The sequence below is a fragment of the Lactobacillus psittaci DSM 15354 genome (assembly GCF_000425905.1).
GTDB lineage: Bacteria > Bacillota > Bacilli > Lactobacillales > Lactobacillaceae > Lactobacillus > Lactobacillus psittaci.
This window is the reverse complement of sequence record NZ_KE384473.1, coordinates 62,800-86,417: the sequence shown is the minus strand read 5'-3', so window position 1 is coordinate 86,417 and position 23,618 is coordinate 62,800. Positions and strand designations below refer to the sequence as shown.

Below are 23,618 nucleotides of genomic sequence, written 5' to 3'. Positions count from 1 at the left end.
ACAAATTCAATCTCTTTTTAAGTATAAAACATCTTGACAGCCTTGCAAATTATGAGGATAATAAACCTGTACTTTGCCCGTTGGTCAAATGGTTAAGACGTCGCCCTCTCAAGGCGGAGTTGCGAGTTCGATTCTCGTACGGGCGATTAACTGGGATATAGCCAAATTGGTAAGGCAGTGGATTCTGGTTCCATAATGTTTCGGTTCGAGCCCGAATATCCCAATCACTAGTGCTGTTGTGTCAGTCTTGTGAGAAGCTGACATGAGATAAGGGCAGCACTTTGTGCAACAAATGCGCAACAAAGACAGAAGCTTTTAGCTTCTGTCTTTTGTTTTTATATTAATTTCCCAGTCATCACAAAAGGGTAACCCAGATTCTAGGGTTACCCTTTTAAATTATCTCTTTATTTTTAATGACAATTATTACTGTCTTTCCCGCAGCAATGATATACCAGACCCACAACTGCTTCAGCAAACATTCCGCCTGCCATCCAGGCCATAGCGTACATCATCCACTTCATCATATGAGCCATATCAGTAAATGAAAGATAAGTATAAAAAAGTGTTATGCCATAAACTATTACCCAAACAAGTTTCCATAATAGTCTAGTATTAATAATGCTTACGCTGTGAGTCATTTTATTTTCCATGAGTAATACTTCCTCTCTTGAACTCTTTAAGTAAATTATATCTTTAAGTTTTCAATAAAGAAAGCGATTTCATGTTTTTTAATTATTAGTTTTTATCCAGTTTGGCAAATAATTTCCAATAACAAATCATCACAGCAACTGCTACCAAAATCACAAAGATAAAGGCAGCTTCACATCCCTGTGCCATTAGGGCTGCTTTACTTCCGTGACCCATACTTTGTGAAGCAGAAATAATTAAAGCTAAGACGCTAGTTCCAATTGATCCAGCAAATTGTTGTCCAGTTTGCATGATTGCAGTAGCATCTGCATGTAGGTTTTTGGGGCTAGATTCAATTCCAACTGTCAAAGTGTTATTAAATGCCATTCTCATTCCACAAGCCATTATGCCGTAAATTAAGCAAATTATCCATGGATTCAGCACCATTCCAAATATTGCAAGTAAAACAACTGCCATAAGCAGTAAACTTCCACCTAAATAAAGTGGCAATTTTGCACCCTTTTCATCGTATAAATGGCCAAAATAAGGCGTCATTAAGGAAAAAATCACGCTACCAGGTAATAACATTAATCCCCCAGCTAAAGTTGAAGCTCCATTTACAATTTGAACATAATTAGGCAAGACAAAGCTAACTCCAATATTGATGAATTGAATTAAGAAAAAGGCCAACATTGCATATACAAAGGCCGCATCTTTAAAAATTGCTAGGTTTATCAAAGTCTTTTGACTGTTTTTAGATAAATGAATAAATAGTCCCATACTTAAAATAGCAAAAATTAAATATAGGAAAAATTGAAGATCAAATCCACTACTTAAATGATTAATCATAAGTGTAAAATCAACCATAAACAAGCTAATTATAATGTAACGCACCCAATCAAAACTAGGATGACTAACTTCATGATATTTTCCTACAACTCGCAAGCCAATTAAAATTACAATAATTGCTAAAACGCTTGAAATCGAAAAAATTACTCGCCAACTAAAATAATATGCAATTATTCCGCCAAAGCTTGGCCCTAAACTTGGTGCCATTGCTAAAACCAAGCCCGCTAAGCCCATATAAAAGCCAATCTTTTCTCGTGGCATTAATTCTGTTACCAAATTAAACATTAAAGGTGTCGCCAAGCCCGCACCACAGCTTGAAATAATCCGCCCTAAAAGCATAATTTCAAAATTACTACTAAATAAACACAATAAAGAACCAATTAAGAAGCTACCACTTGCAAATAAGAAAATAGCTTTCGCTGTAAAACGTTTATTTAAATACGAAGATGAAATCATTAAAATAGCAATTGCTAATAAATAACCAGTTGTTGTCCATTGAATTGTATCAAGACTAACTTTAAAGTCTTTCATCATTTCCGGAAAAGTTACATTTAAACTTGTTTCCGTTAATATTCCCAAAAAGGCTAAGACGGCCACCATCAAAATTGCAGTCATATTTTTTCTCTGTGTGTTCACAAAATACCCCTTTTCCAATAAAAAAGAGTAGAAGCATAGCTCCTACTCAAAGTAATATAAAATTACCGACTCAGATTAAAGTTATTCTAACAAATTAAAGACGCTTAGTTAAGTCGTCGTGCAAATCTTCGTAACCAGGCTTGTTCAAAAGGCCAAACATGTTACGCTTGTATGCTTCAACACCTGGTTGGTTGAATGGATTAATACCATTTAAGTAACCTGAAATACCTACAGCTAATTCGAAGAAGTAGATAAGGTAACCTAAAGTTAATTCCTTTTGATCTGGAATATTAACAGTCATTACTGGTACGCCACCATCAGTGTGAGCTAAAACAACACCTTCGTAAGCACGGTCATTTACGTAATTCATGGTCTTACCAGCTAAGAAGTTAAGTTGGTCAAGGTTTTCACTGTCACTAGGGATTTCTACGTCAAAGCGTGGGTTTTCAACTCTAACAACAGTTTCCATTAAGTTACGACGACCTTCTTGGATGTATTGGCCAAGTGAGTGTAAGTCAGTTGAGAAGTTAGCACTTGATGGGTAAATACCCTTTTGGTCCTTACCTTCTGATTCACCCATTAATTGCTTCCACCATTCACCAAACATTCTCAAAGTTGGTTCATAGTTTTCAAGTAATTCAGTAGTGTAACCTTTTCTGTATAAAATGTTACGAAGTGCAGCGTATTGGTATGGTGAATCCTTAGTTACATCTGTATCAGTGTAATCTTCACGAGCCTTAGCAGCACCTTCCATTAACTTGTCGATGTCGCCACCAGCAACAGCAATTGGTAATAAACCAACAGCACTTAAAACGCTGAAACGACCACCTAAGTCATCTGGCACAACAAATTCTTCGTAACCTTCAGCATCTGCTTCAGTCTTAAGAGCACCCTTAGCACGGTCAGTAGTTGCGTAGATACGCTTGTTGGCTTCTTCTTTACCATACTTTTCAATTAACTTAGCCTTCAAAATTCTGAATGCGATTGAAGGTTCAGTAGTAGTACCAGACTTAGAAATAACATTAATACTAAAGTCCTTGTCACCTAACCAGTTAATTAAATCAGCAAGGTATGAACCTGAAATTGAATTACCACAGAAAACTACAGTTGGGTAGCCATTATCTTCTTTGCCGTAAAATGCACTGTTCAAAAATTCAATTGCAGCTTGGGCACCAAGGTATGAACCACCGATACCAATTCCGATTAAAACTTCTGAATCAGATTGAATCTTCTTAGCAGCCTTTTTAATACGGGCAAATTCGTCCTTATCATAGTTAACTGGTAAATCTAACCAACCTCTAAAGTCGCTACCAGCACCTGTACCTTGACGAAGTTCTGAATCTGCGGCGTTAACCATAGCTTGCATTTCTTTTAATTCATTGTCGTGAACAAAAGGAGCTAATTTACTTGAATCAAAATGAACTAAACTCATATCTTGTAACTTCCTTTTTATAAAATTTTACTAACATTTCTATTTTAACAATCTTAGTTTGTGAAAACTACTACAAGCTTTTTGAATATATAATTTTTTTACAAAACAGATAAATCAAATAACCTATTATTGCTCCGCTAGTATTAAAGAAGACATCATCGATATCACTTACCCCAGTATTTAAACCAAACTGCATTGTCTCAATAAAAAGCGACAATAGCATCCCAGAAAAAACTGTGCGCAAGAAGCAATTTTTCTTTCTAATCAAATTTGGGAAAAGAAGTCCAAATGGAACAAAACACAAAATGTTACCAAATGAATTATAAATAAAGTCAAACAAGGTCGTCCCTTGGGTTAACTTCCAAGTTTCTTTAAGAAATATCAAGTTAATATCACTGAGTGGTCGATTCCAATTAAATGATAACTGCCAAGGAAAGTAACTTTCTCTAAAGGTCGTAACAGCTAAAATAAAAATAAGATAACTAACAAAAATCCAAACCCCAGCTTCAGATAGATGACTTCTACGTCTTTTTATTAAAAAGAGCCAAACAAGTCTAACAACACCAAAAAGTAAAGTATAAAAAATAGTCTTATCTAAACTAATCATTACTAGTTTTACTAAGGCAAAATGGTTAAGTTGTAAAGCAAAACGTCGAGCTAAAAAATCATAAAATGGGCTTAGAAAAATCATAGTACAGTCCTTTCATAATCTTTTTTCATTATACATGGAAAAAGATAGAAAAAATGTTAAGAAAGTTGAAACTCTACCGAAAAGATTGTCTAAGTCAAATTAAACAATTAAAATAAGCATATTAAGGAGAATGAATTGTGAAAAAGAAAAAGAAGTTTAACTGGGCTTGCTTGAATACCAGAACAGGGTTTTTAACCCTCTTAACGCTACTTTTTACTTTAAAATATATTTATGCTGGTTATATCGACTTTAACTTGGGCCTATCAGACCCCTACCAGCATTTTATTATGTGGACCAGTCCCATCGGAAGTATGCTACTTTTGTTAAGTTTAGCCCTTTACATCAAAAAGCCCCTTTTATCATATATTGGCATGTTAATTATGGATTTTATCAATACTGCGCTCTTATTTGCCAATATTGTTTATTATCGCCAATTTAGCGACTTTTTAACCATAAAAACGATTGCCAACACCAGTAAAGTCTCTCAAGGTCTGGGTAAAAGCGCAGTTTCATTATTACATCCTGACGATATTTTGATTTTTATTGATTTAGTTGTAATTATTGCACTTTTAATTTTTAAAATTATCAAAATTGATCAAAGAAAATATCGCTTTTCAGCTAACTTTGCGGTTACTAGTTTGGCTTGCTTAATCATTGGGACTAACTTATTTTTGTCAGAAACTAGTCGTCCGCGACTTTTACGTAACACCTTTGACCGCGTTTACGTTGTTAAATATCTCGGTCTTAGTTCATTTACCACTTATGATACCATCAAGAGTTTCCAAACAAGTGATGTTTCTAAAACGGCTAATGCTGATGAATTAAATCAAATCATTGATTTCACTCAAAAGAACTATGCTAAGCCAAATAAAAGCTATTTTGGTTTAGCTAAAAATAAAAATGTTATTATTATTCACCTTGAAAGTTTCCAGCAATTTTTGATTAACCTTAAGGTCAATGGTAAAGAAGTCACACCATTCTTAAATTCACTTTACCGTAATAAAAACACCCTTTCCTATAGTAATTTCTTCCACCAAGTAGGATTAGGTCGAACAAGTGATGCAGAAAATATGTTAGAAACTGGAACTTTTGGAATTAGTGATGGTTCGCTCTTTACAAGTTTAGGTTCTAATAATACTTTCCAAGCTGCTCCTCAGATTTTACGCCAGTCTGGTTATACCTCAGCTGTTTTCCACGGCAATGTTGGTAGTTTTTGGAATCGAAATGATGTATATAAGAATTTGGGCTACAACTATTTCTTTGATAAGAATTACTTTTCAAATGAAAAGCAAGACCTTGATGGTTATGGCGTTAAGGATAAGCTCTTATTTGCAGAAAGTATCAAGTATCTAGAGCAAATGCAACAACCATTCTATGTCAAGTACATTACGGTCACAAACCATATTCCTTTCCAACTTGACGATGAAGATAAAGACCCTGACTTTAAGACCAGTGACACTAGTGATCAAACAATTAATAATTACTTTGAAACAGCCCACTATCTTGATCAGGCAGTCAAAGAATTCTTCGACTACCTAAAAAAATCAGGCCTCTATAATAACACTATGGTCGTAATTTATGGTGATCACTACGGTATTTCAAATTCAGAAAATAACACTTTAGCTCCTTTGCTAAATATGAATAGTGCTTCATGGTCAAGCTATGATAATACCCAGCTTCAAAGAGTTCCTTTCATGATTCATATGCCTGGTATTAAAGGTGGAATAAAAAAGACCTATGCCGGTGAAATTGATGTTTTACCAACACTTTTACACTTACTAGGAATTAAAACTAAAAATTATATTCAATTTGGGACCGACATCTTAAGTAAGTATCATCGTCAAGTCGTCGTTTTCAGAAATGGAACTATTGTTACTCCTGACTACGTAATTATTAATGGTAAAGCCAGTGTAGGTAATGTTTATAACAATAAAACTGGCAAATTAATCAAACACTTTAGTGCTAATCAAAAGAAATTGTTCAAGCATCTAACTAGCTATGCAAGTCAAAGCTTACATTATTCAGATATTTTAAATAATCGGAACCTTTTGAGATTATATACACCTAAAGGATTCATCCCTGATGATCCATCGCAATTCAACTATCTAACACAATTCAAGCAAATGATCGAACTCCGTCAACAGTTAGGAAAAGCTTCAACTTCTATGTACTCACAACATAAAGGCACAACTACTAATATGTATAGTACAGATGCTCCTGAATTAAAGAATCGAACTGAAGAAATTACAACAGTTCCTGCAAGTATTGCCGGTGAAAAAACTGGTAGTGATGCAACTAGTGTAAGTTCTCAAAGTTCTGCAACCAGTTCTAATAAATAAAAAAAGCTTTAGTGGCCAAAATATTGGCTGCTAAAGCTTTTTGCTTTTAATTATAGGCAGTTAATCTTTAACGTACTCTTCAAAACCTTTATCAAAGAAAACAACTGTAAAGGTAGACCCTTTTTTTGGGGTTGATTCAACACTAATCTTACCACCGTGTTGTTTAATTAACGATAACACAATTGCCAATCCTAAACCGGATTCACCTTTACCACCTAATTTTGCTCGAGAAGGATCTGCTTTATAAAAACGTTCAAAAATGTACTTAATTTGATCTTTACTCATCCCAATTCCAGTATCACTTACTGCAATTTGAGCTCCATGATCCAACCTTTTAGCTGAAACTGTAATCTTACCGTTTTTAGTAAATTGAATCGCATTTTGAACCAAATTAACCATAATTTGTGTAAAACGATCACGATCAGCATAAATCATCAATTGCTCTGGGATTTCAAGTTCAATTGTATCATTTTCCTTATCAGCATTAGTTTTAAGTTGAGTCTTCAAATCATTTAGCAAGATATTAGCATCGAAGTTAGTCTTATGCAATGTAATTTGATTATTTCGAATCTTCTCGTAATCCAAATTTTCATTAACTAATCTAATCAAACGATTAGTCTCTCGGTGCATTAATTGATATGACTTAGGCTTTGCTTCTTCAGGAATAGCATTATATTCAAGACCTTCTAAGATACCATTCAAAGTTGTTAATGGCGTTCTCATTTCATGTGCTGCATCAGCCATAAATTGATCTCGGCGTCTTTCTTGAGCCTTAACAGCTTCTGCGGACTCTTTTAATGCTTTGACCATTGAATTAAAGTCACCAGCTAATTGATCAATTTCATCATGCCCCTTGTGATTAATCCGAACATCTAAATTGCCTTCAGCAACTTTTCTAGTAGCTCGTGATAAGCGTTTAATTTTAACTAAACTATAGTAAGACAAGACATAACTTAAAATCAAACTTACCATCATCGTAACCACAAACGCACTAATCAAATTTTTCTTAGCTAAATTAACTGGCTGTTCAACATTCTTAATTCTAGCACCCAGCCATGCTACACCAATTAACTTGTCATTTGAAAACCAGGGAACCAGCACACTAGTATATGCGTCCCTATTAGACAAACGCGCTGGCGTTTTCATATCATTTTGGTGGTCATTCTTAATTCTAATACCATTTCCTAGTTTCAATTGCTTCCAAATTGAATTGGGCAGTTTCAATTCAGGCTGATCAGTATTCTTTGAATTAGGATATACTTGTTCTTTTTTTGCATTATAAACCCTTAATCTTAAATCATCTGACTGCATTATTAATTGTAATTTGGTCAAAAATTTAACACTAAGCAGCTCTTTTTTCCCTTCTTGATTGCGAATAAGGGCCAATTCACCTAAAGATGAGCCATAACCTTCAAGGCGTTGATAAGTGGTCTCATAGGCTTGTCCTGATTCAAAATTAATAACTGAATAACCAATAATGGCAATTGAAGTCAAAATAATTAATAAAAAAGAAAGCATATGTTGGTAGATTAACTTCATGCTTTCACCTGTGAGTCATCAAACTTATAACCCACGCCCCAGACAGTTTGAATAATTTGCGGTCCAACTTGTTCTAACTTTTGACGCAACTTCTTAATGTGAGCATCTACAGTTCTTTCCTCACCATAATATTCATATCCCCAAACAAGTTCCAATAACTTATCACGAGAAAAAACTTGCTTAGGTTTTTGCGCCATAGTAAATAACAAATCAAATTCCTTAGGAGTTAATCCTTCAACTGGCTTGTTGAGGAAGGAAACCTCTCTACGAGCTTTAGAAATTTTCAAAGTTGGTGTTTCAATATCAAAATTGCCACTCTTCTTTACTTCGGCTTCTGGATTTTCAAGTTCAGCTCGGCGGTGCAAAGCCTTAATTCTGGCAATTAGAGCAATTGGGCTAAAAGGCTTAGTAACATAATTATCAGCACCAATTTCTAATCCAAGAACTTGGTCACTTTCACTATCTCTAGCAGTAAGCATAATAATTGGAACTGACTTAGAAATAGTTCTAATTTCCCGCGCAACTTGAATTCCATCTTTTTTTGGTAGGTTCAAGTCAAGCGTAATCATGTCATATTTATCGGGATTTTGTTTAAACATCTCAATTGCTTCTACTCCATCTTGAGCATTATCAACATCCCATTCTTCCTTTTGGAAAAATATCTCCATCATTTCAGCAACTGATGTATCGTCTTCTACCATTAAAATATTTAACTTCATTATAAATCCTTAAATCCTTTTACTTTTTTGTGTTTAATTTGATCAGGTTCTACATAATCAGCTGGCAATTCATGACGGCCTAAAAGATACTTCTTCAATGCTTTTTCAGTATAAACAAATGGCAAAATAATAAAGAAAACAAAAGTAATAAGCCATATTATGAAGTATCTATCCCAACCTAGCCAATGAATCAGCAAGCCTAGAATTGCTTGTATTGTCCCAAACAAAAGATTATATTTTGCGGCTTGCTTTTGGGCATATTTAAAAGAGTGGTTATTTACTGTAGCTAAATACGAAAGATAGCCATAAAACCTGCAAGGCCTCTTCGCTGGGATAACCATCCAGGAGATACCTACAGCCATCAATACTAAGCCGCAAGCTACATAAATCATTTTATCGCTTCCCTTTATTCAGTTGGTGCTGAAGTAATTAAAGTCATTGTCCCTTCAAAAGCAAACTGCTTAATTCCTGCCGGGATAATGAAATTATCACCTAGTTTTAAATCATAGTTTACATTATCATAGTGCAAACTTCCATTACCAGCTACTACTGAGAATAATTGATAGCGATGTTTTAACTGAAAATTTAATTTTCCCTTTAAATCAACCTTAGCCAAATAAAAATGAGGTGAAACGGGTGGTTCAACTAAGGTAGTAATTTTGGCGTCCATCACTTGCTTTTCAGCAGTATTTAAAACCGGATCAACATGAGGAACTGTCGTTACGGCGAGAGATTTTTCTGTGTGAAGTTCGCGCTTCTTCCCCGTTTTTTGATCAACCCGGTCATAGTCGTATAAACGATATGTAACATCACTTGATTGTTGCGTTTCAATAACAACAATTCCTTTGGTTAAAGCATGAATTGTCCCAGCCGGAACATAGAAAAAGTCACCAGCTTTAACTGGAACCTTTCTCAAAAGTTTATCCCATTTTCCATTTTTAACCATTTCCTCAAGCTCTGCTTTAGTTTTTGCGTGATGGCCATAAATCAAATATGAACCAGGATCAGCTTGTAAAACATACCAAGATTCAGTTTTTCCACTATCATGCTCTACTTTTTCAGCAAAAGCATCATCAGGGTGCACTTGCACAGATAAATTATCATTAGCATCTAAATATTTAACTAATAATGGAAATTCTTTTTCCGTTGGATTACCAAAGACTTCAGGATGCTGCTGATATAAATCTCTTAAACTCATGCCCTTGTATTCACCATTAATAACGTGAGATGCATCATCACGATAACCAGAAATAATCCAGGCTTCCCCAACTTTACCGTCAGGGATTTGATAATTAAACAAAGTTTCTAATTTACGACCGCCCCAAATTTTTTGACGAAAATATGGGCTTAAAAATATTGGCTTCATTGCTCTACCTCATTAAATATATCTATATAAATAGCTTATCGTTTTTCAATGTAAAATAAAACTTTTTAATTTTACATTTGCTTAACAGTTTTATACTATCTGTGCATAAAAGTGTAAAAATCGCTAAACCCATTTTTTAATTAGCGCTTACAAGTACTAGTATATTTTAATTTTGTGTTTTATACCATTAACTTGTGGAAAAATCTTAAGTGTAGTTTCACATTGTTTCATAGCGGTGTTTTTTTATCCTGCTTTTTTCAAAAAAATTATTGACATTAACCCCTCTTTTTCTATATAATAATATCTGTTGCTGGTATGGTTCGGTAGCTCAGCTGGATAGAGCAACGGTCTTCTAAACCGTGGGTCGTGAGTTCGAATCTCACCCGAATCACTCAAGCATACAAAAGGACTAAGGCTTTGCCTTAGTCCTTTTTTGTATTTCCAATTCTTTTTGTTTTCTAATCCCATAAAAAATAATAAGATAGAAGAAAGTAGAAAGAAGGATGATTTAGATGAAATTTTATGGCTATCGCCGTTGCTCTACCTCAAACAAGGCACAAAAATATCTTGATGAACATAACGTTGACTACGACTTTGTAGATATTACACAAAATCCACCAACTAAAGCAGAATTTATCGACTGGCTTAATAAGTACCAAGATCGCGGTTTGCGTTATTTCTTCAACACTAGTGGCCAACATTATCGGCAAATGCATTTAAAAGATAAGCTTGATTCAATGACCCATGAAGAAGCTGCAGAATTGCTTTCAAGTGATGGCAAGTTAATCAAACGTCCCCTAATCACTGATGGTGAAAACTTATCTTGTGGCTTTAAAGAAGATGTTTATCAAAAATTATGGCTTAAATAAGGAGAACATTTATGAAATATAACCAATATGCCCTTGTCAAAACCGACTTTGATCAAAAAGTTAAAGAACTAACTGAGATTAATTTCTTGCCAAGTGATTACGCTGATTATTCATTCGCAGATTTATTTAAATACTTGTTTAAAAAGGCAATTGTTGAAGCAAAAACTGATGCTAGTAAAGAAACTAAATTAGCTGAATTTGCAGTTAATGCTAAAACTAGTTTAGCTGCCTTTTTAAAGACCAATCCTAGTCAAATTACAGCTGATGAGTTCTATTGTGCGGCATTGCAACTACTCGGCTATCACATAGTTTATGACTACGAATTCGACAAGCCGACTGATTTAATGAAGAAAAATGCCCTTCCTATTTTTGGCGATATTAAAGATAAAAATGATTTAATTGCCGCATTTTATCTTCTATTGAATACCCGTGCTAAAAATGGGCAAACTTATATTGACGTCATGGCAGGACGTGGCTACTTTACGCAATTTTATGGACAAAATAAATTCATGTTCTTTAACGGTAAAAGTCTTCCTGTTTTTGACACTAGCAAGGTAATTCGTGAAGTTGTTTATGTAGAAAGTGATTTAGATACTGACCAAGATGGAGAAAGTGACCTCTTGCAAGTCACGATTTTTAGGGTACCTGAATCAAATGTTGGCCTTAAGCTTCCCGCCTTATACACTGCGGACCCCTACTTTGGCGGAATTATTGACAACGTTAAACGCAACCACAACGTTGATGAAAATTTAAGTGATGCAAGTTCTTGGTCTAACCCGCAATACAAGGCAATGCCGACCGTCCCTGCTAAAAAGCCAAGTGGCAATACTAGTCAAGCTAGTGAAGAAGCAGTTCACAAAGCCGCTTACACCTTAAACGAATATATGTTGGCACGAGGATTTGCAAATGTTTATGCTGGCGCAATTGGTACTCGTGGTAGCGATGGTTTAAGAATCACTGGATCTCCTGAAGAAACTGAAAGTGCTAAAGAAGTAATTGAATGGCTCCATGGCGACCGCATTGCCTATACTGACCGCAGCCGTCAAACTGAAATCAAAGCTGATTGGTGCAACGGCAATATTGGAATGACAGGGCGTTCTTACCTTGGTACTTTGCAAATTGCAATTGCAACTACTGGTGTTGCTGGACTTAAAACGGTTGTTTCTGAAGCAGCTATTTCATCTTGGTACGATTATTACCGTGAACATGGGCTAGTTGTTGCTCCAGAAGCTTGCCAAGGTGAAGATCTAGACTTACTAGCTGAAACTTGCCAATCTAACCTTTGGGATGCTGGCAGTCGTTTAAAAGTTCAAGCTAAATATGACCAAATGCAAAAAGATCTTTTAGCTAAAAGTGATCGCACTACTGGTCAATATTCTGACTTCTGGGAAGCTAGAAATTACCGCCACCACACCGATGGCATTAAATGCTCATTCATTAGTGTTCACGGGCTTAATGACTGGAATGTTAAACCTAAGAATGTATATAAACTCTGGCAAAAGGTTTCTAAATTACCAATTGCCTCTCACCTTTTCTTACACCAAGGTCCTCACTATAATATGAACAACTTAGTTTCAATTGACTTTACAGACTTAATGAACTTATGGTTTGTTCATGAACTCCTTAATATTGAAAATGGAGCACTTACTCAATGGCCAAAAGTAATGATTCAAGACAACTTAGAAGCCGACACTTGGCATGAAGAAGCTGACTGGTCTGGTGAGGGTAGCGAAGCTGTCTACTACCTAAACGACGACATGAGCTTGAATAAGAATCTTCCTGGTCATACTGCAAAATCCTTTACCGACGTTGGTGGCAAAGAATTTAAAGCAGCTAAAATTTCTGAATCTGCTTGGGAATATCAATTTATTTGTGGAGATGAAAAATGGGCTAAAGCCAGCCTACGCTTCACTAGCGATGAATATGCACACCCTATTACCATTAATGGTCGTCCGCGTATCCGCATTCGCGTCAGTGCAAGTTTAGCTAAAGGGCAATTATCTTGTGCCCTAGTTGAATTAGGCAAGCGTAAACGCCTAACTGCTACACCTAAATTTATTATGCCTGGTGGTCAAGAATTAGGTTATCGCTTCGGCGTTGATACATTGCAAGAATTTATGCCTGACAAAGAAACAAAGGCTAAGCTAATCTGTAAGGGACATATGAACTTACAAAATTATCAAGATATGAAGCACCCAAGCAAGATTGAAGCTGAACAAATGGTTGACTTAGACTTCTTACTTCAACCAACTTACTATAAGATGCCACGTGGCAGTCGTTTAGCTTTAATTGTTTATTCAACAGATCAAGCAATGACTAAACGACCACTTGAAGAAGAAACTTACACTGTTGACTTAGCACACAGTGCATTATCTTTCTGGCAAAAGTAAAAACAATGGAACTATTTATTAAGCAAATGCAACTTTAGCTTGTGTTTGCTTTTTTATTAGCCAACAATCAAAGCGCTTTCAAAAAATTGGGGGGGTCCTGTATAATTAAATTAAGAAAGAATATCTCAAAAGAAGGTGGCTTAGTAATTAGAAAGTGTGACAAAGATGAAAACATATTTTTTTACAAGATATCACATCAAGAAAAACTACAAAGTTAATTTATATATATCATTGGCTATGACAATTTGTGGAATCCTAGGTATTCTCAGTGGTCTCTGGGTTCTCAGTATATTTTTAATTACTCTAGCAATATCTGATATATTAGACATAATTAAGCTTAATAATCCTCTGCCTTCCAATGGTCTGATTAAGAATGATTTTGCCTTTATCTTTGCAATCCTTTGGGGAATTCTTTTATTATTAAGTATTATATTTAAGCAACAACTTGTCTTAATAATTGTCCTTGGCATTGGAACTATTTTATTTATGTTAACAGCTTTGGGAATTGGTAAAGGCAAACAATAAAAGTTATAGGAGGTGGTCAAAATGTTACTTCAATTTCTTTACATCATCCCCTGCATTATTATTGTATCCGCAATACTTACACGAACTTTCCTTGCTACAAATACCAATTTAAAGGTTAAGGACCTACCGCCAGGTATTAAAGGAAGCATATTATTTGGACTCTTTAACTTAATCTTGGTTATCTCTGTTAAGGTTTTAACCAGCTTAACTTATACTTCTTTACTAATAATTGACGGAGTAGTTTCATTAATAGCTATGACTCTTATTCTAATTTTTGTAATTAAGCAACATCGCAATTACGCAGGTTTAATATTTTTTTCAATTGCCTTGCAGCTGATTATTTGGGGCAATCTAGCTAGTGAAGATGCTTTATTAGTTTTAATTCCTTATCTAGCAATTTTGGGATTTGATTTAATCTTCGCACTATTTTATGGATTTTATAAAGAAGGTACTTGGTTTTGGAAATGCAGTTTAGAAACTAAAAATGCCTTCTTCAAACAAATTTCTCCTGTTATTCCATTCTTATATTAGTACAAAAAAGTCATCGGGATTTTCCGATGACTTTCTTATTTTCACTTTAATGTTGATCAATCGCTCCATTTAACTGTTTGCGATAAACGAAGTAAACTATTAAAACTAACGGTACTAAAATCAATTGCACCAAATAGAAATATTGAATTGGCAAATAAGTATCAATGAACCCAGCAATAATTGGTCCAAAACTCATCCCCAAGTCAATTCCCATATAAAAGGTCGAACTAGCTAATCCTTGTTCTTCAAGTGGTGCTAACAATAACGCCGTTGACTGCAAAACCGAATATATAATTCCATACCCCACAGTCATTCCAATTGCGGCAAGCCCCATCATTAAGTCATTAGTCATAATTGCTAACATAAATAAATAAAAGAACATGCTAGCTGCCGCTGCATAAAGCCAAACTCCAAACCGTACAGTATCAAAAAAGTTCTTTAATACAATCCGCAGTACTAGTAAAACAATCGCATAAATTACAAAATACATCCCCACGTGAATATCAAGATGTTTTTGCTCAGCATAAGTCACAATATCAGCCTGGGTAATAAAATATGGAATTGCAAATAAAGCAGTCAAAATTGTAACAGGAAAGGCATTCTTTTGAATCAGCTTAAACTTCTTCTTGGGTTTATTTTCTTTCACCTTCGGCAAGGCATGATTTTCAACGAATTGAATCACAATAATCATCAAAATGCTGGCTACTGCTGCCAAAATAAATGAATTACGATAGCCAATTGTATGGTATACATCAATCGCAATTGCTGGTGCGATTGCCATATCGAGCGCATTCATTAAGCCATAAAAGCCCATTGCTTGTCCAACATGACTTCGCGGAACAAGCGCACCAAGCCAAGTAGTCATACATACTGTACATAACACAAAGCCAGTTCCATTTATTAATCTGAATAATAAGAGCAGCTCACTATTAGGTGTGATTACATATCCAATAATACCAATAGCAATCAATATCCCACCAATTAAAGATAGCCGATACTTTGAAAAAATATCAGTAATATTACCTGCAATAGGCCGTAAAAATAGTGAAGCAACACTCATTATTCCGACTACAAATCCAGCAAAGCTACTACTAGCACCTAAGCTAATCGCATAACCATTAATCAATGGCGTGACGAACATCACACTAAACATGAAGAAAAATGAGGCCGCCATAACTAAAATTACATCTTTAGTATAAACGGTCTTTCCTTGATTTTTTCCCATAATTTCCTCCTAGAATTTGTTGTTAGTCCTATATATATCATACCAAGATTATAGTCTTTGCTCTAACTTGATTTAATATTTTTGCTTAATAAAAGGCAGTTGGATATTTTACTAAATTTTCAGTACAGAGAAAATTTAGCTAAAAATTCCAAAAAATTTCAGTACACTGAAAATCGTGCTAAAATATTGGTAGAATTTTCAGTACAGAGAAAATTTAGCTAAAAAATCTAAAATTTTTCAGTTAGGAGAAAATTATGGAACCAATTCTTCGTCCTTTATACTTAAAAAGAATCGAACCAATGATTGATACTGAGTTTATCAAGGTAATTACTGGAGTGCGTCGTTCAGGAAAAAGCTACTTATTATTAATGATTAGAGATCAGCTTCTCAAAAGAGGTATTTCAGAAATGCAAATCATTTATTTAAATTTTGAAAATCCAGAATATTTTGATTTGCTTGACTACAGAAAATTATATGAGTACCTAAAGAAAAAAGTAGATAAAAGTAAAAAGACTTACTTTTTCTTTGATGAAATTCAAGAAGTCCATGAATGGCAGAAATTAATTAATGGCCTACGTGTAGCATTTGATTCTGACATTTATATTACAGGTTCTAATGCATCACTTCTTTCTGGAGAACTTGCCAGCTATCTAACAGGTCGTTATGTTCAAATTCCGGTATTACCGTTGACCTTTAGGGAATACTTAAAATTTAAAAACTATGAACAAGATGATCCTGCTCGCCACTTCAATGACTATTTAGAATATGGTGGCTTTCCTTCAGTTGTTTTACAAGATAATAATCAATTAAAGCGTGATGTTTTAAGTGGAATTTATAACTCGATTTTGCTTCGAGATGTTGCTGGTCGAGCAACTATTAAAAATACAGAAGTTTTAGAACGGGTCGGACTTTTTCTACTTGGTAATGCTGGTCAACTCATCAGTATTAATAAAATTGCTAATACTTTAAGATCTAGTGGCTTCAAGATTAGTAATAATACCATTGAAGCTTATCTTAATTTATTACAAGATGCTTTTCTATTTTATAAAGTCCCACGCTATGATATTCGTGGAAAAGAGCTACTTAAAGGCCAAGGAAAATTTTATGCAGTAGATTTGGGATTTGTCCGTTCTCAATTACGCAGAGAAAGAATTAATCGTGGTTCAAAAATTGAAAATCTCGTTTATCTAGAATTATTAAGTCGTGGCTATGAAGTCTTTGTGGGAAAATATGATACTAAAGAAATCGATTTTGTTGCCAAAAATGACAGTGATACCCTTTATATTCAAGTTACTGATCAAATTCCTCAAAATAATACTAGAGAAACTGATAACTTTTTACATTTACCAACTGGTTATCGAAAAATTATTATTACTAATAATTGGGATGATGTTGGTGTAATCGACGGAATTGAAGTTGTACACATTACTGATTTTTTAACCAAATAATTTATTAATAATTGATACTACACGATTTCTATATGTTACAGAGGTCGTGTATTTTTTCTACCATAAAAAACACCTCATAATCATTAGATTTTATATCTAACAACTATGAGGCACATATTAACTATCTTTTCTTGTTTTATTTTGGTGAAGTTCTAACGGTAATTTTTCCATTAATAATTTGGCTTCTTGCTTCTTGACTAGCCTGCCAAGCCTTAGTAGATAAATTTCCTTTAGTAATTGAAACACCATTATGTTCTAAGCCGTAAACAAGGTGCTTGCCACCTGGGAATTTACCGACATATGCTTTATCTGCAATATCCTTAACTGCAAAGCCCAGGCCCTTTAACACTGAAGTTAAAGTACAATTATCTTTTTTACCCTTACTATTAGTATATTCACCTTGGGCGGATTGATCGGAGTCAACACCAATTACCCAAACTTTCTTCTTTTCGCTTCTTGTTTCATTGAGATTTTTTGCTTCTTGGAAGACGCCATTGCCGGCTGTTGCGGCGGCTTGGTAAATTATATCAGCTTTTTTAGCATACATTGATTGAGCAATTGCTTTAGCCTTATCAGTTGAAGTAAAGTCACCAACATATTGATCTAAAATGGTAATCTTCTTACCTAATTTTTTAGCAGTATCTGCAACTCCTTGCTTAAAACCAGCTTCAAATAAGTCTAAGACAGTTGATCTAGCACCGCCAATAAAGCCAACAGTATTAGTTGTAGTTGTATACGCGGCTGCAACACCTGCTAAATATGATGATTCGTTCGATTTAAAAGTTGCACTGACCACATTTTTTTGACCAGTGATAACATCGTCCATAATGACGAAGTTCTTTTTAGGATATTTTTGAGCTGCCGATGAAACGGCTTCTTTCAAGGCGTAACCAACACCGTATAAGGTTTCGAAACCAGCATTAGCAGCCTGATTAAAGTTAGGAACAAAATCTCCTTCACTATTAGATTGGAAATATTGGTAACCACCCATCCCGCGGCTGAGCTGATGCTGCTTACCAAAAGCTTCAAAACCTTTCCAAGCAGCTTCAGTAAATGAATGATCATCAACACCACTTATATCGGTAATCAAAGCAATTGAATGTTTGTTTTTATAGTTATTTTTGCTAAGTGAATGCTTGGCTCGGCATCCAGTTAAAGTTATTAACATAACACCAATTAGGCCACTAACTACAATTGCTTTGATTTGCGTCTTCTTCATCAAAAATCTCCTTATTATATAAAAGCGAACAAATTCTATAGTACGATATCAGTTTGAACGATTTTTGTCAAATCAAAATAAGAAAATATAATAACAAATATCTTCACACCTTTTTTAAAAAAATAAAGAAATTGCTCCAATCATTTTATAATGGTATTATTAAATAAATCTTATTATGAGGTGAAAAATATGGAAGAATTATCATTAATGAACTTCGATTCAAATCCTAACGCTGTTCTTAATCCTAATTATAAAAATTTGGGATGCGATTTTGCTGACAAGCTTGTCTATCCTTTTGTCACTGATGAAAATTTCCAAGCTTTTTTAGCTGATAAAGATTATAAAATTGTGGCAACTTTTGAGACTTTTGCTTGCAACTTTTCTGTTTATCAAGTTCAGTATCATAATCAAACTCTTTCACTTGTTCGCCCTCCTCTAGGCGCTAGTGCTGCTGTGCAGCTTCTTGACTGGTTAATTGCTTATGGTGTAAAAGAAGTGCTAGCAATCGGCTCTTGTGGTGCTTTAACTTCTGGGAATGAAGGTGACTTCTTTTTACCAACTAAGGCCCTGCGTGACGAAGGCACCAGTTTTCACTATGTAGCGCCAAGTCGTTACATCACCTTATCTAGTCCACTAGTGATGCAAGTTAAAGAGCAACTTGAAAAAAGAAGATTACCCTACACCGAAGTAACTACTTGGACAACTGATGGCTTTTTCAGAGAAACTAAAACTAAAGTTGAACAGCACCTAGCTGAAGGAATTTCGGTTGTTGAAATGGAATGTGCTGCAATGGCTGCTTGCTGTCAGTTACGCAATGTTCAATTTGCTCAAATTCTATACTCTGCTGACAGCTTAGCTAATTTTGAACATGATGAACGAAATTGGGGGGAAAAGCGTCAAAAAGATGTCGTGGGTCTAGCTTGTGATATTTTAACAGCAATATAAAAAGGAGAGGTATAAACCTCTCCTTTTATAGTATTTAGATAATTATTACTACATATTAGTAGTTCATGTAACGATTTCTTTCCCAATCTGAAACACTTTGAGTGTATTGAGCCCATTCAAGTTCTTTAGATTCAATAAAGCTTTGAGTTAAGTGTTCACCTAAAGCATCTTGGATTAACTTGTCTTCCTTGAAGTACTTAGTAGCGTTATGCAAAGTTGAAGGTAAAGCAATAATACCTCTTTCCTTCTTTTCTTCAGCAGACATTTCAAAGACATTTGAAGTAATTGGGGCCATTGGCATCTTAGCTTCCTTGATACCTTCAAGACCAGCTTTTAAGCAAGCTGCTAATAATAAGTATGGGTTAGCTGTTGGGTCAGCAGAACGCATTTCAAGACGAGTACCAATTTCTTCAGCATCTGGAATACGAACAAGTGGTGAACGGTTCTTGTTAGCCCATGAAATATATACAGGAGCTTCAAAACCTGGAATTAAACGCTTGTATGAGTTAACAGTTGGATTCCCAACACAAGTTAATGCTCTAGCATGGCTTAAAATACCATTTAAGAAGTAAAGAGCAGTCTTAGATAACTTGTATTCGCCATCTTTATCGTAGAAGACATTCTTGCCATCTTTGAATAATGACATGTTAGTGTGCATTCCTGAACCAGGTAAACCTTCAACAGGCTTTGGCATAAAGGTTGCATGTAAACCATGCTTCTTAGCAATTTGCTTAACAACCATCTTGAAAGTCAAAACCTTGTCAGCAGTTGCAACTGCGTCATCAAAGCGGAAGTCGATTTCTTGTTGACCTGCACCAACTTCGTGGTGTGCTGCTTCAACTTCAAAACCAATCTTTTCCAAAGTTTCAACAATATCACGACGGCACTTAGCACCTTCATCTTCACTAGCCATATCAAAGTATGAACTTTGGTCAGTTGGCTTAGTAGTCCAGTTGCCTTCGCTGTCTTCTTTGAATAAGAAGAATTCAGCTTCAAAACCAATTTCAAAGTTGCTGTAACCCATTTCCTTCATTTCGTTAACAACACGCTTCAAGTTGTTTCTTGGATCACCAGCAAATGGAGTACCATCAGTGTTGTGAACTGAACAAATCAAACGACCAATCTTGCCGCCTTCATTATCACCCCAAGGTAATACTGCCCAAGTTGAAAAGTCAGGATATAAAACCATGTCACTTTCTTCAATTCGAACATAGCCATCAATACTTGAACCGTCGAAACGAATTTCGTTAGCCAAAACTTTATCTAATTGACTAAGCGGAACTTCAACATTTTTTAATGTTCCGTTGATATCTGTAAAGCATAAACGTAAGAAACGTACATTTTGGTCTCTAACAATTTTACGAATTTCTTCTTCTGTGTATACTTTTTTCATTTTTCCACCTGTTAACAAAATCTTTCTATCGTAACAAAATTGGTATAGTCCTAGAATTATTTATATCTCCTAAGAACATAGCAATATCATAGACTTAGTTTTTTATTTTGTCAAACTGGTATAGTTATTTTTTGCAATTATTTTTTTATTACTTATTTTTATAAAGTGTAAAAATGTTATATACAAGTAGGCTTAAACTAAAAATTGGTCTAAAAAAAGAGCTAAAAATTTAGCTCTAATTTTTACTTATATTTAAACTTTCTTAAGAATTAGTTTACTAGCTTTCTTCATTTTGCCATGCAAGTACCTTGCTAATAATTTCATCAAGATATGCCTTATCCTCAAATGGATCATACCATTCAACATTCAGCTTATTCTTGAAGTAAGTTAATTGTCTCTTAGCATATTTACGAGAAGCCTGCTTTAATTTATTTACACAAAAATCTAAATCTTTTTCGCCCTCAAAGTATGGGAAAAATTCTTTATATCCAATTGCCTGCAATACTTGATATTCTCGTGCTCGATTCTCATAGACAAAGCGAGCTTCTTCAAGTAATCCATTTTGCATCATCAAGTCTACTCGCTGATTTATTCTCTGATAAACTAGCTCACGTTTGGTGTTTAATCCAATGATTAACGCATCATATCTGGGCTCAATTTTATTTTGTTGCTCTGAAAAAGGACGCCCTGTTCTTGAAATGACCGTTAAGGCTCTTAAAACTCGGCGGCTATTTTCAACTGGTATCTTGTCGCAAGCAGCAGCATCTAATTCAAATAATTTATTCCACAAGGCTTGTTTGCCAAACTTGGCAAGATAGTCTTCCCATTTAGCTTCAACACTAGTTTCGTACTCTCCAGGCTCGCCAAGCTGCATTTTATTGATTAAGGCATTTAAATAAAAGCCAGTACCGCCACAAATAATAGGCAACTTTTCTCCTAGACTTGAAATTGCACTCTCAGCATCTTGCACAAAATCCTTGACTGAATACTGATCAAAGACTGATTTTTGATTGATTAATAAGTGCGGAGCCTGCGCTTGTTCACTTGCTGTGGGCTTAGCAGTGCCGATTGCAACTTCTCGATAGATTTGCATTGAATCACCAGAAATAATCTTGGTTTGAAAATGTTGTGCTAATTGAATCGCCAAATTAGTTTTACCAACAGCCGTTGGTCCCACAATTACTAGAATTTTTTTCATACATATTCCTTTATAAATTAACTATAGACTGCTAGAATTAAGTTAAAAGAAGAGTAGGAGGTACAAATAATGGCTAAGAAAGCAAGAAGATTTAGAAGTGGTTTTGTAACTGGTATTGTTACTACCTTGGGTACAATTGCTGCAGGCTTATTTACTTACAAGAAAAAGGTCTTAGATCCAGCTGAAGCTGAAGCTAAGAGAATCGAACACAACCGTATTCGTGCTAACCGTAAGAGCCACTCAGCTCACCAAGGTTAAGATTCCTACTATCACTTTATAACTTATTAAAAAACTTGCATGGAACTTTTGGATTCCTGCAAGTTTTTTATTTTTAATATTTTGAACTCTTAACTCTGCCATCCCAAGCTTGAAAGCCTGACTTTAGCCAAAAGATCTTTTCATAGCCATCTTTTTGTAAAATGCGAGCTGCTCTCAAAGTAATTGATGCACTGTCAGAATACAAATAAACTGGTAAGTCTTTTCTAATTTCACCATGTTGATACTTGAACATAGTCATTGGAATATTACGAGCTCCATCAATGTGCTTACGCTTAAATGGTGCACTTTCTCTCACATCAATAATTTGAGCCTTACGCATCCCCGCTTTAAAGTCGCTGTTACTAAGAGCTCCACCGATTCGCTTAGCTTGGATTCGATTCCAAAGCCATGAAAGGAAAAATGCTAAAACAATCAATAGTAAAATTAAGTCAATGACTAAAATAACTTGATTAAAATTCACTTTAATATACTCCTAAATTCGTTTTGTCCTATATAAAATAATACCCCAGTTAAGACTCTTTTTCAGCTTTTTCTTCGATTTCATGTTCATGACGCAAAATGATTTTGGCTGACATATAATCTTTCTTTGCTATCAAGCCATTTTTAAATAAGTTATCGAGTTCGATGGCCATTAATTCGATGTCCCATTTTCTTTTGCCGACATAAACTAAGATATTGAATTTCTTAAGTAGTTGTTGTACATCATATAAAGTTTTCATTTTAGCCTGTAATCACTAGTCCCATCCGAACTGTCCAAACGGTATAAACAATTAATACCGCGGCAAAGACCACTCTAGCTTGTTTAGGATAATTACCAATAAACTTACTGCCAAGTAGCCCTGCAAGTAAAAATCCACTAATTAGACCACCGACATGGCCTAAAATATCAATACTTGGACTAGCCAAATCAAAGGCTAAATTAATGACAGCTAGGAAAATCGCCTGTCTACCAAGATATGCAATAATTTGATTATTCATATTTACTAGGTAAAAGGCTAATAAGGCACCTAATAAACCAAACAAAGAAGTTGAGGCCCCTGCACTAAGAGAAAAATCACTCCCCAAGGCAAAACTAAGTAAATTACCACCAACTCCTGAAAGAAGATATAAAGCAAGGTATCTTCCATGTCCCATAACTTCTTCAAGTAACTGACCTAAGTAAAAAATCATTACTGCATTTGAAGCAAGGTGCAAGACACCGATATGCAAAAATTGAGCAGTAAACAAACGCCAATATTGGCCGATAGCAATTGCCGGATTGTAACTTGCTCCCAGCTTAAACAAAACCGCACTATCTTCAGATCCACCTAACAGGGTTTCTATAATAAACATTACTAATAAAGCTACTAGAATGCCTGCTGTTACATAAATCGACTTCCAGTCAGTTCTTCTTTGCAT

Annotated in this window: 23 protein-coding genes and 3 tRNA genes; 11 read left to right on the top strand and 15 right to left on the bottom strand. The window is 34.9% G+C overall.

What is annotated here, in order from left to right:
• Positions 1 to 74 precede the first annotated feature (74 nt).
• Both H628_RS0104760 and H628_RS0104755 read left to right on the top strand, forming a co-directional pair.
• A tRNA-Glu gene (locus tag H628_RS0104760) sits at positions 75 to 146 on the top strand.
• A 5-nt stretch (positions 147 to 151) separates the two neighbouring features.
• A tRNA-Gln gene (locus H628_RS0104755) sits at positions 152 to 224 on the top strand.
• 186 nt (positions 225 to 410) lie between these two features.
• Here H628_RS0104755 and H628_RS0104750 read toward each other — a convergent pair.
• From H628_RS0104750 to H628_RS0104735, 4 genes are all read right to left on the bottom strand, one after another.
• On the bottom strand, positions 411 to 638 hold the full coding sequence (locus tag H628_RS0104750) for a hypothetical protein (protein WP_420835722.1): 228 nt from the start codon (positions 636 to 638) through the stop codon (positions 411 to 413).
• A gap of 97 nt (positions 639 to 735) precedes the next feature.
• On the bottom strand, positions 736 to 2,091 hold the full coding sequence (locus tag H628_RS0104745; protein ID WP_051237968.1) for an MFS transporter: 1,356 nt from the start codon (positions 2,089 to 2,091) through the stop codon (positions 736 to 738).
• A gap of 115 nt (positions 2,092 to 2,206) precedes the next feature.
• Positions 2,207 to 3,544: a glucose-6-phosphate isomerase gene (locus H628_RS0104740; protein ID WP_006584486.1), complete on the bottom strand. Its 1,338-nt coding sequence runs from the start codon at positions 3,542 to 3,544 to the stop codon at positions 2,207 to 2,209.
• Between the two features lie 70 nt (positions 3,545 to 3,614).
• Positions 3,615 to 4,235, bottom strand: coding sequence for a VanZ family protein (locus H628_RS0104735; RefSeq protein ID WP_027825407.1), 621 nt, complete (start codon positions 4,233 to 4,235; stop codon positions 3,615 to 3,617).
• Positions 4,236 to 4,372: 137 nt separating this feature from the next.
• On the opposite strand from H628_RS0104735, the gene H628_RS0104730 reads away from it, so the two are divergent.
• A complete protein-coding gene (locus H628_RS0104730) occupies positions 4,373 to 6,574 on the top strand; it encodes an LTA synthase family protein (RefSeq protein WP_027825406.1) in 2,202 nt (733 codons plus the stop codon).
• A 60-nt stretch (positions 6,575 to 6,634) separates the two neighbouring features.
• Here the strand turns inward: H628_RS0104730 and H628_RS0104725 are convergent, their stop codons facing one another.
• The 4 genes from H628_RS0104725 to manA are packed head-to-tail and all read right to left on the bottom strand — an operon-like array spanning position 6,635 to position 10,198.
• Positions 6,635 to 8,113: a sensor histidine kinase gene (locus H628_RS0104725; protein ID WP_027825405.1), complete on the bottom strand. Its 1,479-nt coding sequence runs from the start codon at positions 8,111 to 8,113 to the stop codon at positions 6,635 to 6,637.
• Positions 8,110 to 8,832, bottom strand: coding sequence for a response regulator transcription factor (locus H628_RS0104720; protein WP_027825404.1), 723 nt, complete (start codon positions 8,830 to 8,832; stop codon positions 8,110 to 8,112). Before H628_RS0104720 ends, H628_RS0104725 begins: the two co-directional genes overlap by 4 nt.
• The gene (locus H628_RS0104715; RefSeq protein ID WP_027825403.1) at positions 8,832 to 9,224 is read right to left on the bottom strand and encodes an SdpI family protein; all 393 of its coding nucleotides are present in this window, start codon (positions 9,222 to 9,224) and stop codon (positions 8,832 to 8,834) included. The genes H628_RS0104720 and H628_RS0104715 overlap by 1 nt, the downstream gene beginning before the upstream one ends.
• A 14-nt stretch (positions 9,225 to 9,238) precedes the next feature.
• Complete coding sequence (gene manA / locus H628_RS0104710) at positions 9,239 to 10,198, bottom strand: mannose-6-phosphate isomerase, class I (protein ID WP_027825402.1); 960 nt, start codon at positions 10,196 to 10,198, stop codon at positions 9,239 to 9,241.
• Between the two features lie 317 nt (positions 10,199 to 10,515).
• Between manA and H628_RS0104705 the strand changes: the two genes are divergently transcribed.
• The 5 genes from H628_RS0104705 (at position 10,516) to H628_RS0104685 (ending at position 14,513) form a co-directional block, all read left to right on the top strand.
• Positions 10,516 to 10,589: transfer RNA gene (locus H628_RS0104705), tRNA-Arg, on the top strand.
• 121 nt (positions 10,590 to 10,710) lie between these two features.
• On the top strand, positions 10,711 to 11,067 hold the full coding sequence (locus H628_RS0104700; protein WP_027825401.1) for an arsenate reductase family protein: 357 nt from the start codon (positions 10,711 to 10,713) through the stop codon (positions 11,065 to 11,067).
• Between the two features lie 11 nt (positions 11,068 to 11,078).
• Complete coding sequence (locus H628_RS0104695; RefSeq protein ID WP_027825400.1) at positions 11,079 to 13,457, top strand: Xaa-Pro dipeptidyl-peptidase; 2,379 nt, start codon at positions 11,079 to 11,081, stop codon at positions 13,455 to 13,457.
• 165 nt (positions 13,458 to 13,622) lie between these two features.
• On the top strand, positions 13,623 to 13,982 hold the full coding sequence (locus H628_RS0104690) for a hypothetical protein (RefSeq protein WP_027825399.1): 360 nt from the start codon (positions 13,623 to 13,625) through the stop codon (positions 13,980 to 13,982).
• Between the two features lie 21 nt (positions 13,983 to 14,003).
• Complete coding sequence (locus tag H628_RS0104685) at positions 14,004 to 14,513, top strand: hypothetical protein (protein WP_027825398.1); 510 nt, start codon at positions 14,004 to 14,006, stop codon at positions 14,511 to 14,513.
• 46 nt (positions 14,514 to 14,559) lie between these two features.
• Here the strand turns inward: H628_RS0104685 and H628_RS0104680 are convergent, their stop codons facing one another.
• On the bottom strand, positions 14,560 to 15,738 hold the full coding sequence (locus H628_RS0104680; protein WP_027825397.1) for an MFS transporter: 1,179 nt from the start codon (positions 15,736 to 15,738) through the stop codon (positions 14,560 to 14,562).
• A gap of 254 nt (positions 15,739 to 15,992) precedes the next feature.
• On the opposite strand from H628_RS0104680, the gene H628_RS0104675 reads away from it, so the two are divergent.
• The gene (locus H628_RS0104675) at positions 15,993 to 17,186 is read left to right on the top strand and encodes an ATP-binding protein (protein WP_027825396.1); all 1,194 of its coding nucleotides are present in this window, start codon (positions 15,993 to 15,995) and stop codon (positions 17,184 to 17,186) included.
• A gap of 136 nt (positions 17,187 to 17,322) precedes the next feature.
• Here the strand turns inward: H628_RS0104675 and H628_RS0104670 are convergent, their stop codons facing one another.
• Positions 17,323 to 18,354, bottom strand: a complete 1,032-nt coding sequence (locus tag H628_RS0104670; protein ID WP_420835727.1) for a BMP family lipoprotein — start codon at positions 18,352 to 18,354, stop codon at positions 17,323 to 17,325.
• Between the two features lie 240 nt (positions 18,355 to 18,594).
• Between H628_RS0104670 and H628_RS0104665 the strand changes: the two genes are divergently transcribed.
• The gene (locus H628_RS0104665) at positions 18,595 to 19,350 is read left to right on the top strand and encodes a nucleoside phosphorylase (protein WP_027825394.1); all 756 of its coding nucleotides are present in this window, start codon (positions 18,595 to 18,597) and stop codon (positions 19,348 to 19,350) included.
• 55 nt (positions 19,351 to 19,405) lie between these two features.
• Here H628_RS0104665 and glnA read toward each other — a convergent pair whose 3' ends face one another.
• Both glnA and miaA read right to left on the bottom strand, forming a co-directional pair.
• On the bottom strand, positions 19,406 to 20,743 hold the full coding sequence (glnA, locus tag H628_RS0104660) for a type I glutamate--ammonia ligase (protein ID WP_027825393.1): 1,338 nt from the start codon (positions 20,741 to 20,743) through the stop codon (positions 19,406 to 19,408).
• A gap of 277 nt (positions 20,744 to 21,020) precedes the next feature.
• A complete protein-coding gene (gene miaA, locus H628_RS0104655; protein ID WP_027825392.1) occupies positions 21,021 to 21,941 on the bottom strand; it encodes a tRNA (adenosine(37)-N6)-dimethylallyltransferase MiaA in 921 nt (306 codons plus the stop codon).
• A 69-nt stretch (positions 21,942 to 22,010) separates the two neighbouring features.
• On the opposite strand from miaA, the gene H628_RS0104650 reads away from it, so the two are divergent.
• A complete protein-coding gene (locus tag H628_RS0104650; protein ID WP_034538320.1) occupies positions 22,011 to 22,199 on the top strand; it encodes a DUF3042 family protein in 189 nt (62 codons plus the stop codon).
• 73 nt (positions 22,200 to 22,272) lie between these two features.
• Here H628_RS0104650 and H628_RS0104645 read toward each other — a convergent pair whose 3' ends face one another.
• From H628_RS0104645 to H628_RS0104635, 3 genes are read right to left on the bottom strand one after another with little or no spacing between them, the layout of a single operon-like run.
• Positions 22,273 to 22,680, bottom strand: a complete 408-nt coding sequence (locus H628_RS0104645; protein ID WP_236692239.1) for a rhodanese-like domain-containing protein — start codon at positions 22,678 to 22,680, stop codon at positions 22,273 to 22,275.
• 49 nt (positions 22,681 to 22,729) lie between these two features.
• Positions 22,730 to 22,939 (bottom strand): YqgQ family protein, encoded by a 210-nt coding sequence (locus tag H628_RS0104640; protein WP_027825389.1) that lies wholly within the window; start codon positions 22,937 to 22,939, stop codon positions 22,730 to 22,732.
• Between the two features lies 1 nt (position 22,940).
• Positions 22,941 to 23,618, bottom strand: coding sequence for a rhomboid family intramembrane serine protease (locus H628_RS0104635; protein WP_027825388.1), 678 nt, complete (start codon positions 23,616 to 23,618; stop codon positions 22,941 to 22,943).

Bases quoted from the DNA above. Each gene is read 5' to 3' on its own strand.
- H628_RS0104750 (WP_420835722.1), bottom strand. From the start codon at position 638: ATGACTCACAGCGTAAGCATTATTAATACTAGACTATTATGGAAACTT.
- H628_RS0104745 (WP_051237968.1), bottom strand. From the start codon at position 2,091: ATGACTGCAATTTTGATGGTGGCCGTCTTAGCCTTTTTGGGAATATTA.
- H628_RS0104740 (WP_006584486.1), bottom strand. From the start codon at position 3,544: ATGAGTTTAGTTCATTTTGATTCAAGTAAATTAGCTCCTTTTGTTCAC.
- H628_RS0104735 (WP_027825407.1), bottom strand. From the start codon at position 4,235: ATGATTTTTCTAAGCCCATTTTATGATTTTTTAGCTCGACGTTTTGCT.
- H628_RS0104725 (WP_027825405.1), bottom strand. From the start codon at position 8,113: ATGAAGTTAATCTACCAACATATGCTTTCTTTTTTATTAATTATTTTG.
- H628_RS0104720 (WP_027825404.1), bottom strand. From the start codon at position 8,832: ATGAAGTTAAATATTTTAATGGTAGAAGACGATACATCAGTTGCTGAA.
- H628_RS0104715 (WP_027825403.1), bottom strand. From the start codon at position 9,224: ATGATTTATGTAGCTTGCGGCTTAGTATTGATGGCTGTAGGTATCTCC.
- manA (WP_027825402.1), bottom strand. From the start codon at position 10,198: ATGAAGCCAATATTTTTAAGCCCATATTTTCGTCAAAAAATTTGGGGC.
- H628_RS0104700 (WP_027825401.1), top strand. From the start codon at position 10,711: ATGAAATTTTATGGCTATCGCCGTTGCTCTACCTCAAACAAGGCACAA.
- H628_RS0104695 (WP_027825400.1), top strand. From the start codon at position 11,079: ATGAAATATAACCAATATGCCCTTGTCAAAACCGACTTTGATCAAAAA.
- H628_RS0104690 (WP_027825399.1), top strand. From the start codon at position 13,623: ATGAAAACATATTTTTTTACAAGATATCACATCAAGAAAAACTACAAA.
- H628_RS0104685 (WP_027825398.1), top strand. From the start codon at position 14,004: ATGTTACTTCAATTTCTTTACATCATCCCCTGCATTATTATTGTATCC.
- H628_RS0104680 (WP_027825397.1), bottom strand. From the start codon at position 15,738: ATGGGAAAAAATCAAGGAAAGACCGTTTATACTAAAGATGTAATTTTA.
- H628_RS0104675 (WP_027825396.1), top strand. From the start codon at position 15,993: ATGGAACCAATTCTTCGTCCTTTATACTTAAAAAGAATCGAACCAATG.
- H628_RS0104670 (WP_420835727.1), bottom strand. From the start codon at position 18,354: ATGTTAATAACTTTAACTGGATGCCGAGCCAAGCATTCACTTAGCAAA.
- H628_RS0104665 (WP_027825394.1), top strand. From the start codon at position 18,595: ATGGAAGAATTATCATTAATGAACTTCGATTCAAATCCTAACGCTGTT.
- glnA (WP_027825393.1), bottom strand. From the start codon at position 20,743: ATGAAAAAAGTATACACAGAAGAAGAAATTCGTAAAATTGTTAGAGAC.
- miaA (WP_027825392.1), bottom strand. From the start codon at position 21,941: ATGAAAAAAATTCTAGTAATTGTGGGACCAACGGCTGTTGGTAAAACT.
- H628_RS0104650 (WP_034538320.1), top strand. From the start codon at position 22,011: ATGGCTAAGAAAGCAAGAAGATTTAGAAGTGGTTTTGTAACTGGTATT.
- H628_RS0104640 (WP_027825389.1), bottom strand. From the start codon at position 22,939: ATGAAAACTTTATATGATGTACAACAACTACTTAAGAAATTCAATATC.
- H628_RS0104635 (WP_027825388.1), bottom strand. From the start codon at position 23,618: ATGCAAAGAAGAACTGACTGGAAGTCGATTTATGTAACAGCAGGCATT.